At 68.4% G+C, this 23,858-nt stretch carries 21 protein-coding genes and 1 tRNA gene; 10 read left to right on the plus strand and 12 right to left on the minus strand.

Features of this window, described 5'->3' with window-relative positions; all coding sequences use genetic code 11:
- The first annotated feature begins 29 nt into the window (after positions 1-29).
- From J3476_RS14405 to J3476_RS14440, 8 genes are all read left to right on the plus strand, one after another.
- Positions 30-1,043 (plus strand): iron ABC transporter substrate-binding protein, encoded by a 1,014-nt coding sequence (locus J3476_RS14405; protein WP_207067114.1) that lies wholly within the window; start codon positions 30-32, stop codon positions 1,041-1,043.
- Entirely contained in the window at positions 1,044-2,636 is a 1,593-nt protein-coding gene (locus J3476_RS14410; RefSeq protein WP_207067115.1) for an iron ABC transporter permease, read from the plus strand.
- On the plus strand, positions 2,633-3,682 hold the full coding sequence (locus tag J3476_RS14415) for an ABC transporter ATP-binding protein (protein WP_207067116.1): 1,050 nt from the start codon (positions 2,633-2,635) through the stop codon (positions 3,680-3,682). Before J3476_RS14410 ends, J3476_RS14415 begins: the two co-directional genes overlap by 4 nt.
- The gene (locus J3476_RS14420) at positions 3,679-6,171 is read left to right on the plus strand and encodes an AMP-binding protein (RefSeq protein WP_207067117.1); all 2,493 of its coding nucleotides are present in this window, start codon (positions 3,679-3,681) and stop codon (positions 6,169-6,171) included. The genes J3476_RS14415 and J3476_RS14420 overlap by 4 nt, the downstream gene beginning before the upstream one ends.
- A gap of 97 nt (positions 6,172-6,268) precedes the next feature.
- Positions 6,269-7,204 (plus strand): metal ABC transporter substrate-binding protein, encoded by a 936-nt coding sequence (locus J3476_RS14425; RefSeq protein WP_207067118.1) that lies wholly within the window; start codon positions 6,269-6,271, stop codon positions 7,202-7,204.
- Positions 7,201-7,941: a metal ABC transporter ATP-binding protein gene (locus tag J3476_RS14430; protein WP_207067119.1), complete on the plus strand. Its 741-nt coding sequence runs from the start codon at positions 7,201-7,203 to the stop codon at positions 7,939-7,941. Before J3476_RS14425 ends, J3476_RS14430 begins: the two co-directional genes overlap by 4 nt.
- The gene (locus J3476_RS14435) at positions 7,941-8,825 is read left to right on the plus strand and encodes a metal ABC transporter permease (protein ID WP_207067120.1); all 885 of its coding nucleotides are present in this window, start codon (positions 7,941-7,943) and stop codon (positions 8,823-8,825) included. The genes J3476_RS14430 and J3476_RS14435 overlap by 1 nt, the downstream gene beginning before the upstream one ends.
- Before the next feature lie 895 nt (positions 8,826-9,720).
- Entirely contained in the window at positions 9,721-10,551 is an 831-nt protein-coding gene (locus J3476_RS14440) for a L,D-transpeptidase (protein WP_286183036.1), read from the plus strand.
- A 509-nt stretch (positions 10,552-11,060) separates the two neighbouring features.
- On the opposite strand, the gene J3476_RS14445 is transcribed toward J3476_RS14440, so the two are convergent.
- The 3 genes from J3476_RS14445 to J3476_RS14455 form a co-directional block, all read right to left on the minus strand.
- Positions 11,061-11,603, minus strand: coding sequence for a hypothetical protein (locus J3476_RS14445; RefSeq protein ID WP_207067122.1), 543 nt, complete (start codon positions 11,601-11,603; stop codon positions 11,061-11,063).
- Positions 11,604-11,915: 312 nt separating this feature from the next.
- Positions 11,916-12,395, minus strand: coding sequence for a CAP domain-containing protein (locus J3476_RS14450; RefSeq protein ID WP_307726954.1), 480 nt, complete (start codon positions 12,393-12,395; stop codon positions 11,916-11,918).
- A 360-nt stretch (positions 12,396-12,755) separates the two neighbouring features.
- Positions 12,756-12,832: transfer RNA gene (locus J3476_RS14455), tRNA-Pro, on the minus strand.
- A 126-nt stretch (positions 12,833-12,958) separates the two neighbouring features.
- Here J3476_RS14455 and J3476_RS14460 point away from each other — a divergent pair.
- Positions 12,959-14,443 (plus strand): cryptochrome/photolyase family protein, encoded by a 1,485-nt coding sequence (locus tag J3476_RS14460; protein ID WP_207067124.1) that lies wholly within the window; start codon positions 12,959-12,961, stop codon positions 14,441-14,443.
- Here J3476_RS14460 and J3476_RS14465 read toward each other — a convergent pair.
- The 8 genes from J3476_RS14465 to J3476_RS14500 form a co-directional block, all read right to left on the minus strand.
- Positions 14,423-15,358: a sulfite exporter TauE/SafE family protein gene (locus J3476_RS14465; protein ID WP_207067125.1), complete on the minus strand. Its 936-nt coding sequence runs from the start codon at positions 15,356-15,358 to the stop codon at positions 14,423-14,425. The genes J3476_RS14460 and J3476_RS14465 overlap by 21 nt on opposite strands.
- Positions 15,359-15,573: 215 nt before the next feature.
- Positions 15,574-16,341 (minus strand): sulfite exporter TauE/SafE family protein, encoded by a 768-nt coding sequence (locus J3476_RS14470; protein WP_207067146.1) that lies wholly within the window; start codon positions 16,339-16,341, stop codon positions 15,574-15,576.
- A 117-nt stretch (positions 16,342-16,458) separates the two neighbouring features.
- Positions 16,459-17,862 (minus strand): ribosome biogenesis GTPase Der, encoded by a 1,404-nt coding sequence (gene der, locus J3476_RS14475; RefSeq protein ID WP_207067126.1) that lies wholly within the window; start codon positions 17,860-17,862, stop codon positions 16,459-16,461.
- Complete coding sequence (gene cmk, locus J3476_RS14480) at positions 17,859-18,578, minus strand: (d)CMP kinase (RefSeq protein WP_207067127.1); 720 nt, start codon at positions 18,576-18,578, stop codon at positions 17,859-17,861. Before cmk ends, der begins: the two co-directional genes overlap by 4 nt.
- Positions 18,575-19,318 (minus strand): pseudouridine synthase, encoded by a 744-nt coding sequence (locus tag J3476_RS14485; RefSeq protein ID WP_207067128.1) that lies wholly within the window; start codon positions 19,316-19,318, stop codon positions 18,575-18,577. Before J3476_RS14485 ends, cmk begins: the two co-directional genes overlap by 4 nt.
- A 2-nt stretch (positions 19,319-19,320) precedes the next feature.
- The gene (gene scpB, locus J3476_RS14490) at positions 19,321-20,142 is read right to left on the minus strand and encodes an SMC-Scp complex subunit ScpB (RefSeq protein WP_207067129.1); all 822 of its coding nucleotides are present in this window, start codon (positions 20,140-20,142) and stop codon (positions 19,321-19,323) included.
- A gap of 17 nt (positions 20,143-20,159) precedes the next feature.
- A complete protein-coding gene (locus tag J3476_RS14495) occupies positions 20,160-20,975 on the minus strand; it encodes a segregation/condensation protein A (protein ID WP_207067130.1) in 816 nt (271 codons plus the stop codon).
- Positions 20,972-21,844, minus strand: coding sequence for a ParA family protein (locus J3476_RS14500; RefSeq protein ID WP_207067131.1), 873 nt, complete (start codon positions 21,842-21,844; stop codon positions 20,972-20,974). Before J3476_RS14500 ends, J3476_RS14495 begins: the two co-directional genes overlap by 4 nt.
- A 353-nt stretch (positions 21,845-22,197) precedes the next feature.
- Between J3476_RS14500 and J3476_RS14505 the strand changes: the two genes are divergently transcribed.
- Positions 22,198-22,902 carry an O-methyltransferase gene (locus J3476_RS14505; RefSeq protein WP_207067147.1) on the plus strand — a complete coding sequence of 235 codons (705 nt, stop codon included), beginning with the start codon at positions 22,198-22,200 and terminating at the stop codon, positions 22,900-22,902.
- 14 nt (positions 22,903-22,916) lie between these two features.
- Here the strand turns inward: J3476_RS14505 and xerD are convergent, their stop codons facing one another.
- Complete coding sequence (gene xerD, locus J3476_RS14510; protein ID WP_207067148.1) at positions 22,917-23,855, minus strand: site-specific tyrosine recombinase XerD; 939 nt, start codon at positions 23,853-23,855, stop codon at positions 22,917-22,919.
- Positions 23,856-23,858: the final 3 nt, after the last annotated feature.

The raw sequence follows: 23,858 nt of genomic DNA on the forward strand, positions 1-23,858 counted from the left end.
AGTAGGGCGCGGGAAAGGAAGGCCCCCGCATGCGCGCAGGTTGGAGTCGGATCGCCGCAGTCGTCGCCCTCACCGCAGCATTGGGCACCGCTGCTTGCTCGAGCTCTGGCGAGAGCGACGAACTGCTCGTCTACAGCGCCCAGCACGAGTCGCTGACCAAGGAGTGGATCGAGGCGTTCACCGCCGAGACCGGCATCCCGGTGACCTACCGCCAAGGCGGCGACACCGAGATGGGCAACCAGCTGGTGGCCGAGGGGGACGCCTCGCCGGCCGACGTGTTCCTCACCGAGAACTCCCCCGCCATGGCCGCCGTCGAGCGGGCCGGCCTCTTCGCCGACATCAGCCCCGAGGTCGTCGCACAGGTTCCGGCCCAGTACCGGCCGGCCAGCAACAAGTGGACCGGTGTCGCCGCCCGCGCCACGGTGTTCGCCTACAACACCGACCTGCTCACCCCTGAGCAGCTGCCTGCCTCGATGCTGGACCTGCAGCAGCCCGAGTGGCAGGGCCGGTGGGGAGCGCCGCCGGCGAAGGCCGACTTCCAGGCGATCGTGGCCGCGCTGCTCGAGCTCGAAGGCCCCGAGGTGACCCAGCAGTGGCTGGAGGGCATGAAGGCCAACGCCAAGATCTACGACAACAACATCACCACGCTCAAAGCGGTCAACAGTGGCGAGGTGGCCGGCGGGATCATCTACCACTACTACTGGTTCCGCGATCAGGCGGAGACCAAGGAGATCAGCGGCAACACCCAGCTGCACTACTTCCGCAACGAGGACCCGGGCGCCTTCGTCAGCATCTCCGGCGCCGGGGTGCTGGCCTCCAGCGACAAGCAGGACCAGGCTCAGCAGTTCCTGCAGTTCGTCACCGGCAAGGCCGGCCAGGACGTGCTGCGCACCGGCACCTCCTTCGAATACCCGGTCGCCAGCGGCGTGGCCGCCAATCCGGCGCTGCCGCCGCTGGCCGACCTGCAGGCTCCGGCGGTCAACCCGTCTGATCTCGATGCGCAGGCGGTGTCGGACATGATGACCCAGGACGGTTTGCTGTAGGTGGTCGCTCCGGCCACGTCACCCGACCTCGAGTCGGCACCGCAGCGTCCCCCGGCCGGGTCCCGGCCGGGGGCGGGTCGTCCCGGCCCGCTGATCTCCACCACCGTCGCGGTCCTGGTCGCCGCCACGTTCATTCCGTTGGGCTATGTGGCCTGGGCGTTCGCGACCACCGGCTGGGATCAGGCCTATGCCCTGATCGTCCGTCCACGTGTCGGCGAGTTACTGGTGAACACACTGTCGCTGGTCGTGCTGACAGTGCCGCTGTGCATCGTGGTCGGGGTGGGGGCCGCGTGGCTGGTGGAGCGCACCGACGTTGCGGGCCGGGCGTTGTGGCGCCCGCTGTTCGTGACGCCGCTGGCGGTGCCGGCGTTCGTCAACAGTTACGCCTGGCTCGGGATCGTCCCGTCGCTGCACGGGCTGGGGGCCGGCGTGCTGGTCACGACGCTGTCGTACTTCCCGTTCATCTACCTGCCCGCTGCCGCGACGTTACGCCGGCTGGACCCCACCATCGAGGAGTCGGCGCGCGCGCTGGGCTCCAACTCGGTCGGCGTCTTCGTGCGGGTGGTGGTGCCGCAGTTGCGGTTGGCCATCCTCGGCGGTGCGTTGCTGATCGGGCTGCACCTGCTCGCCGAGTACGGGGCGTTCGTGATGCTGCGCTTCGAGACCTTCACCACGGCGATCTTCCAGCAGTTCCAGGCCACCTTCGACGGCCCGGCCGGCAGCATGCTCGCCGGTGTTCTGGTGCTGTGCTGCCTGGTGCTGCTGGTCGCTGAAGCCGGCGCGCGGGGCAACGCGCGGCTCGCCCGGGTGGGCAGCGGCGCTGCGCGGTCAGTGGTGCCACTGCGCTTGGGCCGCAACCGGATTCCCGCGCTGGTGGCGTTGGTGGGGCTGGCTCTGCTGGCTCTCGGTGTGCCGCTGTGGACGCTGGCGCGCTGGTTGTGGATCGGCGGGGCCGACGTGTGGACCCTCGGCTCGATCGGGCAGGCGCTCACCCAGACGATCGGCCTGGCCGCCGTGGCGGCGGTGGTGACGACCGTGTTGGCCTTCCCGGTCGCCTGGGTGGCGGTGCGCTGCGAAGGCTTCCTGGCCCGCACGGTGGAGGGGGCCAACTACGTGACGAGTTCGCTGCCCGGCATCGTCACGGCGCTGGCCCTGGTCACGGTGACGATCCGGGTGGCTCCCCCGCTCTACCAGACTGTCGTCGTGGTGGTCTGCGCGTACGTACTGATGTTCCTGCCCCGCGCGCTGGTCAGCGTGCGAGCCGGCCTGGCGCAGGTCCCCCTCGGCCTCGAAGAGGCGTCCCGTTCGTTGGGTGTGGCGCCCTGGGCGACGTTCCTGCGGGTCACGCTGCGCCTGACCGCTCCCGCGGCGGCGGCCGGCGCCTCGCTGGTGTTCGTCGCCGTGGCCACCGAACTCACCGCGACCCTGCTGTTGGCCCCGACCGGGACACGCACGCTGGCGATGGGTTTCTGGTCGCTGTCCAGCGAGCTGAACTATGCGGGGGCGGCACCGTACGCCCTGGTCATGGTGCTGTTGGCCATGCCGGTCACCATGGTGTTGTTCCGCCAGTCCACGAAGGCGGCGTCGGTATGAGCGTCGCGGCGACGGTGCAGGGTCTGTCGAAGTCGTTCGGCGGGGCCGCCGTCCTCGACGGCATCGATCTCGACCTGCCCCGGGGACAGACGACCGCGATCGTCGGATCGTCCGGGTGCGGCAAGACCACGTTGTTGCGGTTGATCGCGGGATTCGAAACCCCGGACGCGGGCAGCGTCGCCATCGACGGCACCGTGGTGTCCGGTCCCGGGGTGTTCGTGCCCGCCCACCGGCGCGAGGTCGGCTTCGTGGCGCAGGACGGTGCGCTCTTCCCCCATTTGACCGTCGGACAGAACATCGCCTACGGGCTCCCCGGAGTGCGGCGCGGTGGTGCCGTGCGTCGACGGGTCGCCGAACTGCTGGAGACGGTGGCGCTGGATCCGGCGTTCGCCACCCGGCGCCCCCACCAACTCTCCGGCGGCCAGCAGCAGCGGGTGGCACTGGCCCGGGCGCTGGCCCGCAGCCCCAAGTTGATGCTGCTCGACGAGCCGTTCAACGCGCTGGACGCGGGACTGCGCGCATCCACCCGCAAGGCCGTCGCCCAGCTGCTGACCTCGGCGGGTGTCACCACCTTGGTCGTGACGCACGACCAGGAGGAGGCGATGTCGATCGCCGACCGGGTCGCGGTGATGCGACACGGTCGTTTCACCCAGGTCGGCAGCCCCCGCGAGGTGTACCGCCACCCGGTGGACCGGTTCACCGCCGAGTTCCTCGGCGAGTGCGTGTTCGTGCCGTGCACCGTCCGTTCCGGTGTGGCCGACTGCGTGCTGGGCGGCGTGCCCGTCGACCCGCCCGTCGACGACGGTGCGGCGACACTGATGCTGCGACCGGAGCAGCTGATGGGTACGGAGGTATCCGACAGTGAGCGTCAGACCGGCGTCGGCACCGTCATCGCCAGTGAGTTCCTCGGCCATGACGTGCTGCTCACCATCGATCCGGGGGGCGACACCGCCCCGATCACGGTGCGCCAGCACAGCATCGACCCGCCTGCGGTCGACACCAAGGTGCACATCGATGTGATGGGCAGTGGTGTGGTCTTTCGATGAACGGTCTGGTCGAGGGGCTGTCCCGCCACGGTGAGCGTCTGGCGGTGGCGACCCGGACCGAGCAGTTGAGCTACCTGGATCTGGCTGCCAGGGTCGCTGCGGTCGCCACGCAACTGGCCGGGGTGCGGCGGCTGGTGCTGCTGGAAACCCATAACGACCTGCATACCCTGGTGCACTATCTGGGTGCGCTGGCCGCCGGGCACGTCGTGCTGCCGATGCCGGCCGGGCGGCCGTATCCGGAGATCATCGCCACCTACGCCCCGGACGTCGTCATCGACGGCGACGGTATCCGGGAGATCCGCTCGGCCGCCCCGGGATCCGCCCGCCCTCTGCACCCCGATCTGGTGTTGCTGCTGTCCACCTCGGGCAGCACCGGGTCACCGAAGCTGGTGCGGCTGTCCGCGCACAACGTGCTCGCCAACGCCCGCGCCATCGCCGAGTACCTGGAACTGCGCGACACCGACCGGGCCGCCACCACGCTGCCGATGTCGTATTGCTACGGCCTGTCGGTCATCCACAGCCACCTGCTCGTCGGTGCGGGCCTGATCCTGACCGACACGTCGGTGGTCGACGACGAGTTCTGGGAGCTGTTCCGGCGTCACCGCGGTACGTCCTTGGCCGGGGTGCCCTACACGTTCGATCTGCTCGACCGGGTGGGCTTCGCCGACATGGACCTGCCCGACCTGCGCTACCTGACCCAGGCCGGTGGACGGTTGGCTCCCGAACGGGTGCGAGCCTATGCCGAACTCGGCGAACGGTCCGGCTGGCGGTTCTTCGTGATGTACGGCGCGACCGAGGCGACCGCCCGAATGGCTTACCTGCCATCGGAACTCGCCCGGTCGCGGCCGGACGCGATCGGCCGGCCGATTCCCGGCGGGTCATTTCGGATCGACCCTGTCGAAGGTTGGGACGACGGATCCGGCGAGCTCGTCTACCAGGGCCCGAACGTCATGATGGGTTACGCGCAGGACCGGGCCGATCTGGCGCGCGGCAGCGCCCTGACGGAACTGCGCACCGGCGACATCGCCAGGCGAGGCGCCGACGGACTCTACGAGGTGATCGGCCGCGCGAGCCGCTTCGTCAAGATGTACGGCCTGCGCATCGACCTCCAGCAGCTCGAGGCGCAGCTGCGCGGTCGGGGCGTCACCGCGATGTGTACCGGTGACGGTGACCGGATCGCAGTCGCCTACTCCGGTGCGCCCGGGGAATCGGAGGTGTCGCGGGCGGCCGCGGACGTCGCCGGGCTCCCCCCGGCGGCGGTGACGGCGGTACGGGTCGCCGCCCTGCCGCGTACCGCCTCGAACAAGCCGGATTACCAGGCCGTGCGCGAACTCGCCCGCCGGAAGCCGGCGCCGACGGAGCGGGCCGATCTGCGCGGTGTGTTCGCCGAGGCGCTGCACCTGGATCCGCGGGACGTCACCGGCGATCGCAGTTTCGTCGATCTGGGCGGCAACTCACTGTCCTACGTCGCGCTGTCGGTGCGGCTCGAGCGGGCACTCGGCCATCTGCCGCCCGACTGGCACCGGCGCCCGATCGCCGACCTGGAGTCGACCGCGCAGCCGACCCGTCGACGGTCGTGGTGGGCCTCGACGATGGAGACCAGCGTCGCCCTGCGCGCCGCGGCGATCGTGCTGATCGTCGGATCGCATGCCGAGCTGTTCGAAGTGTGGGGCGGTGCACACGTGCTGCTCGGAGTTGCCGGATACAACTTCGGCCGCTTCTGTCTGACCCCGTTGCCACGCCGGGACCGCATCCGTCACCTGCGTTCGACGATCGCCTGGATCGCCGTGCCCTCGATCCTGTGGATCGCGCTGATGCTTGCGCTCACCGACGAATATCACCCCACGAATCTGGTTCTGCTGCAGAAGATCCTGGGCCCCGACGGCAGCATGACGGCTGGCCGGCTGTGGTTCGTCGAGGCGTTGGTGTGGATTCTGGTCGCACTCGCCGTGGTGTTCTGGTGGCCGGTCGCCGACCGCGCCGAGCGTCGACGCCCGTTCCTGGTCGCCATGGCCTTCCTGGCACTCGGCATGGCTCTGCGCTATGACGTGCTGGGCCTGGGGCTCGGCTATCAGGCGATGTTCACGGTGTTGACCTTCTGGTTCTTCGCGGCCGGCTGGGCGGCGGCGAAAGCGTCGGCGGGATGGCAGCACGCCCTGGTGACCGCGGTGCTCGCGATCGGCCTGTACGGCTACTTCGATCAGACCTATCGGACGGTGTTGGTGTTCGCGGGTCTGACGCTGCTGATCTGGCTGCCCGCGATCCGTTGTCCCGCCGGGGTGTCGATGCTCGCCGGATGGCTCGCCGAGGCGTCGCTGTTCACCTACCTGACCCACTACCAGGTCTACGCGCTGTTCGACGGACACCCGCTGCCCGGGGTGCTCGCCTCTCTGGTGGTCGGGATTCTGCTCACCAAGGCGGTGTCGTTGCTGCGCAACCGCGTGAGCCGCGACGAGCAGACGGCCGACGCGGCGACCGCCTCCCGGTAGGACCTGCCCTGGTTGCGGCCCCGTCCGGGCCGCCGCTATATTTTCGGCTACCCGAAAAATCGGATAACAGCCCCCGAAACCCCAGGTATTGCGTGTGATGATCGGACCTCGCCGCGTGGCGGCGATCTTGATGGTGCTCGCCACCACAGTGGTGTGCGCGTGCGCGCCGGGCGGCAATCCGCAGGACGGTGACTCGCAGGACGGCGGCCGCCCGGTCGTGCTGACCACCTTCACGGTGCTGGCCGACATCGCCGCCAACGTCGCCGGGGAGCATCTGAAGGTCGAGTCCATCACCAAACCCGGTGCCGAGATCCACGGCTACGAACCGACGCCCGGCGACATCAAGAAGGCTGCCAGGGCGGATCTGATCCTCGACAACGGTTTGAATCTGGAGGCGTGGTTCGCCCAGTTCGTCGACGACATCGACGTGCCGCATGTGGTGCTCAGCGACGGTATCGAGCCCATCAGCATCAGCGCGGACGCCTATGCCGGCTCACCCAATCCGCATGCCTGGATGTCGCCGCTGAACGTGCAGATCTACGCCGACAACGCCGCGGCGGCGTTCGCCGGCCTCGACCCTGAACACGCCGCGGACTACCAGGCCAACGCCGCGCGGTACCGCGGCGAGCTGCAGCAGGTCCAGGATGATCTGGTCGACCAGTTGCGCGCGGTACCGACCTCGCAACGCGCGCTGGTGACCTGTGAGGGCGCATTTTCCTACCTGGCGCGTGACACCGGATTGACGGAGAAGTACATCTGGCCGGTGAACGCCGAACAGCAGGCGACGCCGCAGCAGATCGCCTCGACCATCGACTTCGTCGCCGAGAACACGGTGCCCGCCGTGTTCTGCGAGTCGACGGTGTCCGACGCGCCGATGCAGCGGGTGGTGGAGGCCACCGGCGCCCGCTACGGCGGCACCCTGTACGTCGACTCCCTGTCGGCCGCCGACGGCCCGGTGCCCACCTACCTCGAGTTGATCCGCCACGACGCCGACACCATCGCCGCGGCGCTGACGGCCAGCCGCACACCGTGACGCCGGCGATCGCCGTCGATTCCGTCACCGTCCGGTACGGCTCGGTGCCCGCCCTCGACGACGCCACGGTCCACATCGGCTCGGGCCGGGTGTGTGGCCTGGTCGGCATGAACGGCTCGGGCAAGTCGACCCTGCTCAAGACGATCATGGGCATCGTGCGGCCCATCGCCGGCACGGTGGCGATCAACGGCGGCAGCCCCGCCGCGGCCCGGCGGGCCGGGCTCATCGGCTACATGCCGCAAAGCGAGGACGTCGACTGGCAGTTTCCGTTGTCGGTGCGCGATGTCGTGCTGACCGGGCGGTACGGCCACATGGGCCCCACCCGGCGGACCCGCCCGGCGGATCGGGCCGCGGTCGCGGATGCGCTCGAGCGGGTGGAACTCACCGATTACCGGGACCGCCAGATCGGTCAGCTGTCCGGTGGACAGCGCAAACGAGCGTTCCTGGCCCGGTGCATCGCCCAGGGCGCCTCGATCCTGCTGCTCGACGAACCCTTCGCCGGTGTCGACAAACGCACCGAAGCCACGATCAGCCGACTGCTGCGTGACCTCGCCGCGAGCGGCGCGACGATCCTGGTGTCCACGCACGACCTACAGGCCCTGCCCGGGTTGGCCGACGAAGCCGTGCTGCTGATGCGTACGGTGCTGATGCACGCCACGCCCGGTGAGGTGCTGCAGCCGCAGAATCTCGCCCGGGCGTTCGGGATCGACGTGTTGGGCGAAAGCCGGGAGAGCTGATGGGTGTCGTCGATTTCCTGGTCGAGCCGATGCAATTGGACTTCATGGTGCGGGCCACGCTGATCACCCTCACCGCGTCGGTGGTGTGCGCCACGTTGTCGTGCTGGCTGGTCCTCATCGGCTGGTCCCTGATGGGTGACGCGGTCTCGCACTCGGTCCTGCCCGGGGTGGTGCTGGCCTACGTCGCCGGTGTCCCGTTCGCGGTGGGCGCGGTGATCTGCGGATTCCTGGCGGTGGCCCTCATCGGCGTGGTGCGCGACACCAGCCGGGTCAAGGAGGACGCCGCCATCGGGGTGGTGTTCACGACGTTCTTCGCTCTCGGGCTCACGCTGGTGTCGGTGACGCCGAGCCACGTCGACCTCAACCACATCATCTTCGGCAACCTGCTGGGGGCCTCGCGCTCGGATCTGATCCAGGTGGTGGTCATCGGCGCGGGGGTGCTGACCGTGCTGGTCGCCAAGCGCCGCGACTTCACCCTCTACGCCTTCGACCCCATTCACGCCCACGCCATCGGCCTGAACCCCCGACGGCTGGGTGCGGTGCTACTCGGGCTGCTGGCGCTGACGGCCGTGGTCGCGCTGCAGGCGGTGGGGGTGGTGCTCGTCGTCGCGCTGTTGATCACCCCGGGAGCGACCGCCTATCTGCTCACCGACCGATTCGCCAGGATGCTGCTCATCGCGCCCGGCCTCGCCGTACTGTGCGCGATGGTCGGTCTCTACGCCAGCTATTACCTCGACACGGCGTCCGGGCCGATGGTGGTCCTGGTCAACGGCATCCTGTTCACGCTGGTCTATCTGTTCAATCCCCGGCGCGGGGTCGTCACCGCGCGGCTGCGGAAGCCTGCCCCCGGCGCGCCCGGCGTGGACGCGTCGGCCGCCAGGTGAGCAGGATCCGGCGCGCCCCCTGAGTTCAGGGTGTCAAGAAACCGTCAAGGTCGCGTACGTGGTGCGCCCGGCCGGGAAACCTGAGATCAGGACCGCTCAGCAACCCCGGGCAAGGAGGATCCGATGGATCGGTACGGGCTGCACAGCTGGTATGACTACGTCACCCTCGGGCTGCTCATCAGCTTCGTGATGTTCGCTCTCGGATTCGTGATCTGGCGCTGGCACGCCAACCGCTGAGCGGGTCGATGGCGGTGGTCAGCCGGCCGCGTGGCGCCGAAGGTGCTCCTGGTCCTGTCGAGCTCCGACAGTGTCGGCCTGCCGGCCGTTGTGCTGCTGAAGGCGTGTGAGCGACGCTTGCAGGCTGCGACGACCGCAGGCCACGCACAGGACGGAATCGGCAAGCTGCGGTCGACGGCGGCAACTGGTGCATCGGTTGTCGTGGGCCATGCTGCACCTCCTGGATATGTGAACGGGTGGCCGCGTTCGATCAAGCCTCCCCCAGAGTGATCTCGCCGCGCCAGTCACCGTGGCTGTGCCCTTCCTGTGCAAAGCCTGTGTCGACTCGCGCGGCAATGTCGGCTGCCCGTCGGCGGTTGTCGGTCTCCCGGCCCCCAGCCGTTGCTCGAGGCGAGATCGACCCCAGGGCTCCCGTCACCACCGACCGAGCTGTACCGCGCAACCATCACGTCGGTCTCGACGCGAGGGGCCCATCCCTTCGCTCAGAGAGGCCAGACGGGATTCCCCGGGGCTCCCCTGCGGCTCCCGACGGCGCCGTTGCCGAAGCGTGACGAACACTTGACCGAATCGAAGGGGCTCAACGGCTTTCGGCAAACCAGAATTTACGCATACCATCAGACATTGACGATCTTGAAATTTCGGAAGGATGCGGAGACCCATGCGCGTGGCAGTTCGGAGTGTCCTCGTCATGGGCATCATGGCCGCGAGTGCGGTTGCGGGGCCGGCCAATACCAGTAGCGCAGCGAGTTGGTCACCCCAGCTCGATGTCGAATCACTGCTACCTGCCGAGGGTGCGGTCGTGGGCGTCGCTCATCCCCTGGTGGTCACCTTCGACGGGCCGGTGGTCAACCGGCGGGCCACCGAACGCGCGTTGCAGGTGAAATCCGAACCGCCGATGACAGGCAGGTTCGAATGGGTGGAAAGCAATGTCGTGCAGTGGGTTCCCGACGAGTTCTGGCCGGCTCACAGCACGGTGGCGTTGTCGGTGAGCAACCTGCCCACACGAAACTTCGACACGGGACCGGCCGTCATCGGCGTCGCTGACCTGTCCAGGCACACGTTCACCGTGACCATCGACGGTAAGCCGCCGTCAGAACTTCCGGCGCCCCACCACCGGCCCAACTGGGGGCAGAACGGCGTCTTCCCCGCCTCCATGGGACGTCCGGAATACCCCACGCCCGTCGGGATTTACTCCGTTCTGGCCAAGGAGCGGGATGTGACGATGGATTCGAGCAGCGTCGGCATCCCCGTCAACTCCCCCGATGGCTATCTGCTCGACGTGGAGTACGCCGTGCGGTTCACTCATCGAGGCCTCTTCGTGCACTCGGCGCCGTGGGCGATCAATCAGATGGGTTACGAGAACACCAGCCACGGCTGTATCGGACTGAGTACCGAGGACGCCGAGTGGTACCTGAACACCGTCAACGTCGGCGACCCGATCATCATTCGGGAGAACGGCGTCGAGGTCCCCCGGACCGTATCAAGCTGAATCCCTTCGTGAATGGCGCATCCGCGGTGGCGGCTGCGCCTCGATAGGGTTCCGCGAATCGTCCGACGCCTCGGAGCGCCCCGCTTGCGTCGGTGTGACCGGCACAAGCCCCGAGCCCGGCTGCGGCGCTCTCGTCGCTCGCGCCTGTGTGACCGGCACGCTGCTGGAGGCCATCAGGATGGCTGGGCTCCGGACAACCGGTGCGGTGCGATGAACGGTGATGTGATGTCGGGCTGCGTTTCCGGGTTCGGCATTGGTGTCGCGAGGTCCCGGTGCCAGTGAGGTACGCCGCATCCGGCCGCCGATGACCCGCAACAGGCTTTGCGCCCAACACGTTCCGTCGCGCCACCATCATCGTTGTCACGGTGGGTCTTGGCGTCGTCCCCTAGATCCTGGTGTCGCCCAGGACCGGCCTCCGGCATGGCGTCGAACACTGGCCTACAACGCTCGAAAAGACTGGCAGCCCGCCCCTTTCGGGACGGGCCGCCAGCCGCGAGTGTCGTTTCGAATCAGGCTGCTGGGCCGGGTGCGATCGGTTGGCCGGGTGCCGGGGCTCCGCTCGGTGCCGGACCAGTCATATCTCCCTTGCCGGCAAGACCACCCATCGTGCTGGTCGGAAGACCGCCGACAGCGCCGGCAGCCGGCACCAGCGGCGCCACCGGCGGGATGATCGGAGGCGGCGCCACCGGCGGAACGACCGGCGGCACCACCGGGGGCGGCAGCAGCGGCGGCACCACGGGCGGCACCGGCGGCGGCAGCAGCGGGGGTACCACCGGTGGCGGGGCCACGGGCGGAATCACCGGAGGCGGCGCCACCGGCGGACCGGGCAGGATTGGCACACCGGACATTTCAGAGATCGGAGCGCATGCCGCAGCCCCGGCTCCCGCTCCTCCCGCGCCTGCTCCTGCCGCCGCAGGCGCTTCACCCGCGGTGGTTTGCAGGCAGTCGTATCCGCCTGCCTGCGCCACGCCGGGGCTCAACGCCAGGGCGATGCCGCACAGCCCGGCACCGACGGCAGCCACTCTGATGCTGAGTCGATCAAAGACCGCCATCATCCACCAACTCCTTCATCTACACTCCACAGTCTTCTCGTTCCGGGTGATGCGGCAGCATGTCTGCCACACCCATTCATGACGATCCCCAGAACGACGCCGTCAATTTATCGACACACAGAGCGCTGGTGGAACACGCCGCACCACGCCGTTTCCGAATGGTGACGTTGGGCATGGGTTGACACCAGTTCGTGTCTGAAATCGACTGCAAAAGAGACGATTTCGAGACTTTCGTGTTCGCGTGTCTCAGCCTGGAGCCAATCGGCTCACTTCGGCGTCTCGCAACGCGAGATCCTTTAAGTGCCCGGGGGTCTACGGGCCGGCGAAGTCGCCGACGGCGGTCATCGTGTGACCGTCCCACGCCGTGGCGAAGCCGCCGGAGGTGAATCCGCAGTTCAGGATGATCGCGCGGTGCCCGGGACTCTGCATCCAGAAGGCGATGGCGCTTTCTGCGGTCGCGGCAGACCCCGTGGCCCAGTAGACGATCTCTCCGGTGGACCCGAGGGCGCCGTAACCCGACTCGGCCATGCGGGCCCGCGGTGAGGAGCCGTCGGTACCGATGTGGCTGTAAGCGCGGTTGTGCAGCATGTCGTCGGCGTGTCGCTGGGCGGCCGACGTCAACCGGGGGTCCTCGCCGATCGCCCCGCAGCCCTGACGCTGCTGGTTCACCCCGACGTATATGCCGGCCGCGCGGCCGTCGGCCTGCGCCCGGAAACCCGCAGTGGTGTCGAGCGCCGTCGAGAGGACAGTGCAGAGGGCGAGAACCCCGACGACCTTGGCTTTCGTCATGATGTTGCCTCTTGCCGTGCCTGCAGTTACCAGTGGTGTTGTCGTGACGCCATAGAAATTTGTTACACGACCGAGATCAAACCGTGCCGATATCGAAGAAATCTGTCGGCGGCGGTTGCGGCGAGTGCACCAAGAGCGCGGGAGCGGGTGACGTGTCGGGGGTCCACAATCTGAGGGCGGTTCTCGACGATGGCGACTCGTGCCGGACGTGTTTGTGGTTGGCGATGCCCGTGTGGAGGACGAACAGAGTCGGGCCGACGTGTCAAAGTCACCCGCTTCGGGCGATGCAGGCCCCGGCCAAGATTTGCGCCGGACCGCAGAACCAAGAAACCCGCTCCGACACAGGTCAGAGCGGGTTCTCAATGGTCGGGCTGACAGGATTTGAACCTGCGACCACTTGACCCCCAGTCAAGTGCGCTACCAAGCTGCGCCACAGCCCGCGGTGCCTCCGGGATCGCCGGTAGGCGGTCGAAAGCCTACCTCAGCCACCCGGCCAGATCCCAACCGCCTCATCGGCCACCGAATCGTCACACTTCGCAGTACCCCCCGCGCCTACCCTCGGACTGATGGCGCGTGACGACACTCCCCTCTGGCTGTTCGCCGACCAGCTCGGGCCGGCCGTGTACGGCGGGGAGCACGCCCACCGCGAGGTTCTGCTCGTCGAGTCGAGCGCGGCCCTGCGCAAACGCCGCTACCACCGTCAGAAACTGCACCTCACGCTGTCGGCGCTGCGCCACGCCGAGCGCGACCTCGGTGACCGCGCCACCCTGCTGCACGCCGACACCTACACCGACGCACTGCGCCGGTTCAACAGGCCGGTCCTGGTGCACGAACCCACGTCGCACGCCGCCGAGCGATTCGTGTACCGACTCAAAGACGAGGGTTTGGTCGCCGATGTGTTGCCCAACCCGACGTTCGCGCTGTCGCGCAACGGCTTCGCCGAGTGGGCCGGCACCCGGCAACGCTTCCGGATGGAGGACTTCTACCGCGACCAGCGGCGCCGCTTCGGCGTGCTGATGGACGGCGACGACCCCGTCGGCAACCGGTGGAATTACGACGAAGAGAACCGTGAGTCGCCACCGAAGAATCAATCCACCCTCGACGTGCCGGCACCGTACCGCCCCCGGGAGGACGACATCGACGAGAAGGTCCGCGCCGACCTCGACGGCATGGACCTCGACACCGTCGGAGCCGACGGGCTGCGCCTGTTTGCCGTCACCCCCGCCGAAGCCAAACGAGCCCTGAGCCGGTTCATCGACCACCGCTTGGGCACCTTCGGCCGCTATGAGGACGCCATCATGGCCGACGACTGGGCGATGTCGCACTCACTGCTGTCCGTCCCGCTGAACCTCGGCGTGCTGCATCCGCTCGACGCCGTCGAAGCCGCAGAGCGCGCGTACCGCACCAAGAAGGCCCCGCTGGCGGCCGTGGAGGGCTTCATCCGCCAGATCCTGGGCTGGCGGGAGTACATGTGGCACCTGTACTGGCACTTCGGCCCGGACTACACCACCAACAACAAGCTCAACGCACGCAAGAGGCTGCCGACATGGTGGGCCGACGTGGACGCCGACGCCGTCACCGCCAGCTGCCTGCATGAGGCGCTGGCCGGGGTCCGCGACCGCGGCTGGGTGCATCACATCCAGCGCCTCATGGTGCTCGGCAACCACGCGCTGCAGCGCGGCTACCGGCCCGATCAACTGACCGAATGGTTCGCCACCGCGTTCGTCGACGGCTACCGCTGGGTGATGCCCACCAACGTCGTCGGGATGAGCCAGCACGCCGACGGGGGTCTGCTGGCCACCAAGCCCTACACGTCCGGCGGCGCCTACATCAACAAGATGAGCGATCACTGCCGCGACTGCGCCTTCGACCCGAAGAAGCGCGTCGGCGACGACGCGTGCCCGTTCACCGCGGGCTACTGGGCGTTCACCCACCGCCACCGGGACCTGCTGGCCCGCAACAACCGCACCCGACGGGCGGTATCGACGATGGAACGCCTCAACGATCTCGACGCGGTTCTCGAGCAGGAATCAGCGCGTGACCGATTCTGAGTCGGTGTCCCCCGCCGTCGTGGCGGCTTCTGCACCCGCCTGCGGGGCGTACCGGGGTGCCCGCGAGACCCGCCAGGCGTAGAACACCAGCGACGCCCACACCACGACGATGACGCCGTAGATCACCGACGACCACGGCCAGTCGATACCGAAGAAGTGCACCAACTTCTGGCTGTTGGTCAACACGATGACGCCGCCCACCGCGGTGCCGAGCAGCGCGGGGCTGACCCGGCTGACCAACCACGCCGCGAACGGTGCGGCGATCACGCCGCCCACCATCAAACCGACCACGACCGGCCAATTGGCCAGGAACTCCTCACGCAACCCGATCAGGAAGCCCAGCGACGCCGACACCGACACCAGGAACTCCGACGCGCTGACCGAACCGATCACCGTCCGCGGCGCGGTTTTGCCTTGGGAGAGCAGCGTGCTGGTGGTGACCGGACCCCAACCGCCGCCACCGGAGGCGTCGATGAAGCCGCCGAACAATCCCAGCGGCGCAAGGAACTTCGCACTGTGACTGGTGCCGCGGGCGCCGAAAGTCAGCGGGGTGCGCAGCGAAAACCGCAGCAGCACATAGGTGCCGATCGCGACGAGGATGGCGGCCATCAGCGGTGCGGCGTGTTCGGTGGCCAGCGACGACAGCACCGTCGCCCCGACGAACGCACCGATCGCACCGGGCGCCCCGAGCTTGAGCACCAGCGCCCAGTCGATGTTCTTGAACTTCCAGTGCGACAGACCGGAGGCGAACGTGGTACCCACCTCGGCCAGGTGCACCGCGGCGCTAGCCTGGGCGGCGCCGACGCCGGAGAGCACCAGCAGCGTCGTGGCGGTGACGCCGAACGCCATGCCCAGGGCGCCGTCGACGAGTTGGGCGCCGGCACCGACAAGCGTGAAGATCAGAAGCGAACGCATGGCTTCTTTCAGGGGGCGGGGTCACCGTGCGGCGACCGCGATGGACGGATGGGTGCGCGTCAGGGACGCGGACAACACCACTCGTCGAAAGCCATGAGGCGGCGTGAAGGCCAGAACGGCTCCAGCGCGGACAGGTCGGACGGCGCGGGCGCGAGCACGCATTCCGTCATCGACATCTCCATCGTCCGGTCAACCAATTCCGAGCTTCGGTCAGACTACACGCTCAACAACCGATACAAACCAATCAATCCCACCACGACGATGACCGCCCGCAGCACGTTCGGTGACAGTCGACGTCCGTAATGCGCACCGAGGAAGCCGCCGATCAGCGAACCCGCCGCGATCAGCCCCGCGGCCACCCAGCTGATCCGGTCGAATGCCACCACCGTGTAGGCCACCGCGGCGACGACGTTGACCACCAGCGACAGCAGATTCTTCGCCGCATTCATCCGCTGCATGTCTTCGGGCAGCAGAGCGCCCATCGCGGCGATCAGCATGATGCCCTGGGCTGCGGTGAAGTAGCCGCCGTACACCCCGACGGCGAAGGTGGCCACCACCAGCGCCGCCATCCGCCGTCCCGAGATGTGGTCGACGGAGCGGCCGGTCTTCTCGGCGCGTTGACGTGCCCAGCTCTGGATCTTGGGCCCGATCACCACCAGCGCCAAGGCGATAACCAGCAGAACCGGGACCACGGTGACGAACACCTTTTCCGGCAGGTGTAGCAGCAGCCACGCCCCGCAGCCCGCCCCGATGAACGAGGCGGGGATCTGCCACGCCAGCCGCCGGCCCTGACCGCGCAGCTCCCGGCGGTACCCCCAGGTGCCCGACACCCCGCCGGCGACGAGGCCGACGGCGTTGGACATTGTCGCCGTCACCGGCGGCAACCCCAGCGCCACCAGCGTCGGGAAGGTGATCAGCGTTCCGGAGCCGACCAGCGCGTTGATCGCGCCGGCTCCCACACCCGCCAATGCAATGAGGATCATGTCGACGACGGGCACTCGGAGAACCCTATCGCCTGCCCACCGGCTCGAGTCTGCTGGGAGATCGCCGATCCGGCCCGACGCGCGATCTGGCCGCAGACTCGGCGTCAGAACGGGCCGCTAGCGCTTCGCTCGCTTCTCGCGGACCCTGACATTGATCCGGATCGGGCTGCCCTCGAAGCCGAACGTCTCGCGCAGGCGCCGCTCCAGGAACCGCCGGTAACCGGCTTCCAGGAAACCTGTGGTGAACAGCACGAATGTCGGTGGCCGCGCGGCGGCCTGGGTGGCGAACAAGATCCGGGGCTGCTTGCCTCCGCGCACCGGCGGGGGCGTCGCCGCAACCACCTCTTTGAGGAACGAGTTCAACTGGCCCGTCGTGATGCGCTTGTCCCATGAGGCCAACGCCGTTTCCAGCGCCGGGACCAGCTTCTGCACCGCGCGCCCGGTCTTGGCCGAGATGTTGACCCGCGGCGCCCACGGCAGCTGTGCCAGATCCAGGTCGATCTCGCGGTCCAACAGATAACGGCGGTCCTCGTCGACCAGATCCCACTTGTTGAACGCCAGCACCAACGCCCGCCCGGCTTCGATCACCATCGACAACACACGCTGGTCCTGTTCGGTCAGCGGCTGCGATGCGTCGATCAGCACGATGGCCACCTCGGCAGCGTCGATCGCTCCGTGGGTGCGCACCGAGGCATAGAACTCATGGCCGCTGGCCTGACCCACTTTGCGGCGCAGACCCGCCGTGTCGACGAACCGCCACAACTTGCCATCCATCTCGATCAACGAGTCGACGGGATCGACGGTGGTGCCGGCGGCGTCGTGGACCACCGACCGCTCGTCGCCGGACAGCCGGTTGAGCAGCGAGGACTTGCCGACGTTCGGTTTGCCCACCAGCGCCACACGGCGTGGCCCGCCACCACCGCCGACCATCTCGGACACGGTGGGTAACGCATCGACGACGACGTCGAGCAGATCGGCGACGCCGCGACCATGGATGGCGCTGACCGCGTGCGGCTCCCCCAGCCCCAGCGACCACAGCTCGGCGGCGTCCGATTCACCGCGCTCGCTGTCGACCTTGTTGGCCGCCAGGAACACCGGCTTGCCCGAACGTTGCAGGATCTTGGCGGCAGCCTCGTCGGCAGAGGTGGCCCCGACCGTGGCGTCGACGACGAAGATGATCGCGTCGGCAGTGCGCATCGCGACCGAGGCCTGCTCGGCGACCAGTTGCTGCAGGCCTTTCGCGTCGGGCTCCCAGCCGCCGGTGTCCTGCACGACGAACCGCTGACCGGACCACAGCGCGTCGTAGGACACCCGGTCCCGGGTCACGCCCGGCACGTCCTGCACCACGGCCTCACGTCGGCCCAGAATGCGGTTGACCAGCGTCGATTTACCGACATTGGGGCGCCCGACCACCGCCACGACGGGCGGCGGCGCCGACGCTTCCTCGATCGCCTCGGCTACCTCTTCGGCGCCCAGTTCCCAGTCACGCTCGTCGACCCACGTGCCGTCGGATTCGGTCATCGCTCTGCTCTCTGTTCTTCGCGCACCCGCTTCTCGCCCATTTGTGCGGTGCGCTCCACGAGATCTGTCAAGAACGCGATCACCTCGGATTGCGTCATGTCGCTGGTGTCGACCACGGCGGCATCGTCGGCGGCGCGCAACGGCGACACGGGGCGGGTGGAATCAAGGTGGTCGCGGCGCTTCACATCGGCGAGCACCGCCTCGTAGTCGTCGGGCAGACCGTTGGCGACGTTCTGATCGTTGCGGCGACGCGCCCGCTCCTCGGCGGACGCGGTCAGAAAGATCTTCACATCGGCGTCGGGCAGCACCACGGTTCCGATGTCGCGGCCTTCGACCACGACGTCGTCGGCGCCGCCCGCCAACGTCCGCTGCAGTTCGACCAGTCGCGTCCGCACCGCGGGTACCGCAGAGACCGCTGACACCGCCTTCGTGACGGCGTCCCCCCGGATCTCGGTCGACACGTCCTCTCCTGCCAGAAAGGACCGATCCTCACCGGGGTCGTGACCGACGGAGAGCTCGACGTCGGCGACCGCGCCGGCGATCGCATCGGCATCGCCCAGATCCACGCCCCGGCGCAGCGCGGCCAGTGTGACGATGCGGTACATCGCTCCGGTGTCGAGATAACTGGCACCCAGGGCGGACGCCAAACCCCTTGCCACCGTGGACTTTCCGGTGCCTGCCGGCCCGTCGATGGCGATCACCCGTGCCCGGCTCACAAGCCCACCGCCTTGTAGAGGTCGCCGATTTCCTTCTGCGTCAGTACCCGGATGCTGCCCGGGCGCTGGTCGCCGAGGGTGACCGCGCCGATGTCGGTGCGCACCAGTTCCTGGACCGGGAAACCGACTTCGGCCAGCAGTCGGCGCACGATGCGCTTGCGGCCTTCATGCAGCGTGACCCGCACCAGCGATTTGCCCGGCACCGCGTCGACAACGGCGAAGTCGTCCACACGCACCGGTCCGTCGTCGAGTTCGATGCCGTCGCGCAGCTTTCGGCCCAGCCCCTTCGGCACCGCGCCCATCACGGTGGCCAGGTAGGTCTTGGGCACTTCGTAGGAGGGATGCATGAGGCGGTGAGCGAGCTCTCCGTCGTTGGTCAACAACAGCAGGCCCTCGGTGTCGGCGTCCAACCGGCCGACGTGAAACAGCTTGGCGTTACCCCGGACTCGGTGCTCCACCAGATCGCCGACGCAGGGCCTGCCGCGATCGTCGGACATCGTGGAGTGCATCCCGCGCGGCTTGTTGATCGCCAGGTGCACCAGAGTGTCGTCGATCGAGATCCGGGCACCGTCGACCCTGATCACCGAGACCGCGGGATCGACGCGAGTGCCCAGTTCGGTGATGACCACCCCGTCGACCTCGACGCGGCCGTCGCGGATCATCTTCTCGGCCACCCGCCGGGAGGCGATTCCCGCCTGCGATAACACTTTCTGCAGGCGCACACCGGTCTCGTCGGACATCGTCATTCCTTGTCCACGTCGAACGACGCCTCGGACGGCACAGCGGGCGCTCCGTTGAGCTTCATGAATCGCGGTTCCTCGCTGAGTGTTTCGGACAGATCGTCGATCACATCCACATCGGGCAACAGCGGCGCGATGTCGGGCAGGTCGGCCAGCGAACTGAGCCCGAGACGCTCGAGAAACAGTTCGGTGGTGGTGAACGTCACCGCACCGGAGTCGACGTCGGTCCCCGCTTCGGTGATCAACCCGCGCGCCAGCAGCGTACGCATCACCGCGTCGACGTTGACCCCGCGCACCGCGCTGACCCGCGCCCGGGTCACCGGCTGCCGGTAGGCCACCACGGCCAAGGTCTCCAAAGCGGCCCGGGTCAGCTTCGAACGGGCCCCGTCGAGCAGGAGCTTCTCCACGTAGGGGGCGTACCTCGCGCGGGTGTACATGCGCCAGCCCCCGCCGGCCTCCCGCAGGTCGATACCGCTGTCCCGGTCCGCCAGCGCGCCGGCGAGAAGCTGCAGCCGCTCGGCGATCCGGGCCGGCGGCTGGTCGGTGGCGGTGGCCAACGCGTCCACCGTCACCGGTGTGTCGACGACCAGCAGAAGCGCTTCGAGCACCGCGTCCAGTTCGGCGTCGTCCAGCGGGGAGTCCGCTTCGGGAAAGTCGGACTCGAAGTCCGGTTCGCTCACCGGTTGCGGGCGGTCGGACTGCAGTTCGGGTTCGCCCGCCGGTTCCACGGAGCCCGACTGCAGTTCGGGTTCGCCGGCCGGTTCTGCGGAGTCGGACTCCAGTTCGGGTGCGCTCGCCGGTTCCGGCGCGAAGTCGTCAGTCATCGTCTTTCTGTTCTGTGTCACTCGGCGTCGGCGGTGGCCAGCTGCTCGCTGTCGGGCCGCTCTCCGGTCCACGAAATCTGGAGCACACCAAGCGGTTCTGATTGGTCGAATGCTACCGCCCGGGCGCGGTACAGTTCGAGCAGCGCCAGGAACCTGCCGACGATCTCCATCGGCACCTGGCAGTCGGCGACCAGCTCGGAAAACGACGCCCACTGCCCCACTCCGCGGCCCTCGAGCTGACCCAACAGGTGCGCGGCCTGCTCAGGCACTGACACCGAGACCTGATGCAGGTGATCGGTGCCGACAGTGGGCACCGGACGGGGCGTGAACGCTGTCGCCGCGATCTCGGCGAATCGCCCGGCGTCGACGCCGAGCATCACCTCGGGCAGCAGATCGGAGAAGCGGTCCTCGAGCGACACCGCACGTGGATAACTGCGCAGCGCCGCGGCCTCCAGCTCGGCGAACATCTCGGCGACATGCTTGAACGCCCGGTACTGCAGAAGCCGGGCGAACAGCAGGTCACGGACCTCCAGCAGCGCCAGGTCGTCTTCGTCGTGGACTTCCCCGGCAGGCAGCAGACGCGCCGCCTTCAAGTCGAGCAGGGTCGCGGCCACCACCAAAAAGGACGTAGTCTCGTCGAGACCCAGCTGAGCGCCGATCATCTTGGTGTAGCCGATGAACTCGTCGGTGACCTGGTGCAGCGCGACCTCGGTGACGTCGAGTCGGTGCGCGAAGATCAGCTGCAACAGCAGGTCGAACGGCCCCTCGAAATTGGCCAGCCGGACCTGGAAGCCGGTGGGGGTCGCTTCGTTGTCCGGTGTTGTCTCGCTCACGCGCCGAACCGGTGGATGACCTCACGCGCCAGCGCCCGGTAGGCCTCGGCTCCCGCGGACTTGGGCGCCCAGGTGGTGATCGGCTCGCCGGCCACGCTGGTCTCCGGGAAACGCACGGTGCGGGTGATGACAGTGTCGAACACCAGGTCGCCGAATCGCTCGACGACGCGCGCCATCACCTCCCGCGAGTTCACGGTGCGTGGGTCATAGCGGGTGATCAAGATGCCGCTGATTGACAGCTTGGGATTGAGGCGGTCGTGCACCTTGTCGACGGTGTCGGTGAGCAGTGCCAGCCCGCGCAGCGAGAAGTACTCGCATTCGGTCGGGATGACCACACCGTCGGCGCAGGCCAGCCCGTTGACGGTCAGCAGGCCCAGCGACGGCTGGCAGTCGATCAGCACGTAGTCGTAGCGATCGAGTACCGGATACAGCGCGCGGGCCAGTGACTGTTCGCGACCGACCTCGTTGACCAGCTGGATCTCGGCGGCAGACAGGTCGATGTTGCTGGGCACCAGGTCCAGTCCCGGCACCCGGGTGGTCAGCAGCACGTCGTCGATGGACACTCGCGGCTCCACCAGGAGGTTGTGCACGGTGTTGTCGAGTTCGTAGTGCGGCACCCCCAGCCCGGCGGACAGAGCTCCCTGGGGGTCGAGGTCCACCAGCAGCACCCGGCGGCCGTACTCGGCCAGGCTGGCGCCCAGATTGATGGTGGAGGTGGTCTTGCCGACCCCGCCCTTCTGATTGCACATCGCGATGACCTTGGCGGGTCCGTGCGTCGTGCGTGGTGGCGGTTCGGGAATCTGCCGCGGGATCCGGCCGGTCAAACCGATGACCGGTTCGGGCGCTTCGCCGCCGGTGGGGTCGGTCATGCCGAACCGTCGCTGGTCAGGCATCCCACAGGCATCGCGGACATCCGGGCAAGTTTAACGGTGCGCGTCGCGCCGGTGAGGCAGACCCGCAGGCGAGATCTCGATGGATACGCCACCGAGCGTGAACCCTGTGCGAAAAAGCGGCCCGCAGATCGCACAGAGCTCACACTCGGCGAACGGAACGCACAGAGCTCACACTCGGCGAACGGATCGCACAGAGCTCACACCCGGCGAACGCTGCCCGCGCTCACACCCGGCGAACGCTGCCCGCGCTCAGACTCGGCGAACGCTGCCCGCCCGCCTACGCTGGCAGCGTGGGTGTGAGGAAGAAACTGCAGTCGTGGGGGCGGCTGATGCTCGGTATGCCCTCGTTCCTGAAAACCGGGCAGATCGGCGACGGACGCGAGGCCGCCTGCGCCGCCCATGTCGAGAACGCGGTGCCGCCCGGCGACATCGACGCAGCCCTGGCGGCCATCGACAGGTTCGCCCGCGACCAGGCCATGCTGGTCAACATCGGTGACGAGAAAGGCGAGCTGCTCGACGCGGCGGTCCACCGGGCGAAGCCGGCGATTGTCCTCGAACTCGGCACGTATTGCGGCTACAGCGCGTTGCGGATCGCGCGTGCAGCTCCCGCGGCTCGGGTGTATTCGGTGGAGTTCTCCCCCGCCAACGCTGAGGTCGCCCGGCGGATCTGGACTCATGCGGGTGTCGCCGACCGGATCACCTGCGTGGTGGGCACGATCGGGGACGGCGGCCGCACTCTCGACGCGTTGTCCCGCGACCACGGGTTCGGCGACGGCGCCGTGGACCTGCTGTTCATCGACCACGACAAGAACGCGTACCTGTCGGACCTGCGCAGCATCATCGCTCGGGGCTGGCTGCACCCCGGTTCGATCGTCGTCGCCGACAACGTGAGGGTTCCCGGGGCCCCGGGCTACCGGCGATTCCTGCGGGAGCAGGAGGGCCGGTCCTGGCGCACTGTCGAGCACAAGACCCACGTCGAGTATCAATCGCTGCTGCCCGACCTGGTGCTGGAGTCGGAGTACCTCGGCGGCTAGCGACTGCTGTCGAACTAGCGAGCCCGGGGGTGGGCGCCGGCCCACACCTCCCGCATCGCGTTGACCGTCACCATCGTGTAGATCTGCGTCGTCGTCACAGAGGCGTGGCCCAGCAGCTCCTGCACGACGCGCACGTCGGCCCCGCCGTCGAGCAGGTGGGTGGCGAACGAGTGCCGCAGCACGTGGGGCGACACCGTGGCGGTGATGCCGGCGCGCTCGGCGGCATCCTGCAGCACCTGCCACGCACTCTGCCGAGACAGCCGCCCGCCCCGGGCGTTGAGGAAGATCGCGGGGGTGCCCCGGCCACGTCGCGCCAAGTCGGGGCGACCGCGCACCAGATAGGCGTCCAGCGCCGCCACGGCGGGGCGCCCGATCGGGATCAACCGCTGCTTGCCGCCCTTGCCCGCCAGCAGCACCGACCGCGCCGAGGTGTCCACATCGTCGAGATCCAGGCCGACCGCCTCGGAGATACGGGCGCCGGTCGAATACAGCAGCTCCAGCAGCGCCCGGTTGCGCAACGTCAGCGGCCCGTCGGCGTCGCTGTCTCCGCCCGCGGCCTCGAGCAGCGCCAGCACCTCGTCCAGCGTCAGACTCTTGGGCAGGCGCCGGCTCGGTGTCGGAGGCTTGACCTCGCGGGCGACGTCGATCGTGGCGATACCCTCGGCCGCAGCGAAGCGGTGCAGGCCGCGCACGGCGATGACAGCCCGGGCGGCGGACACCGCGGACAGGGGCACCACTCCGTTGTCGGGGTCGCCGCGCCGCAACGCGACGAGGAAGTCGCTGACGTCGGCTTCGGTGACGGCAGCCAGGTCGCCGATGCCACGGCCGCTGAGGTGCTCGCGGTAGCGGCGCAGATCGCGCCGGTACGAGCTCAACGTGTTGGCCGCCACGCCCCGCTCGATCGCGAGGTGGTCGAGATAGCCCTGGAACTGGTCCTCGAGCGCCGCACCCACCGT

Origin of the sequence: Mycobacterium sp. PO1 (assembly GCF_017312405.1) — a bacterium.
Classification (GTDB): domain Bacteria; phylum Actinomycetota; class Actinomycetes; order Mycobacteriales; family Mycobacteriaceae; genus Mycobacterium.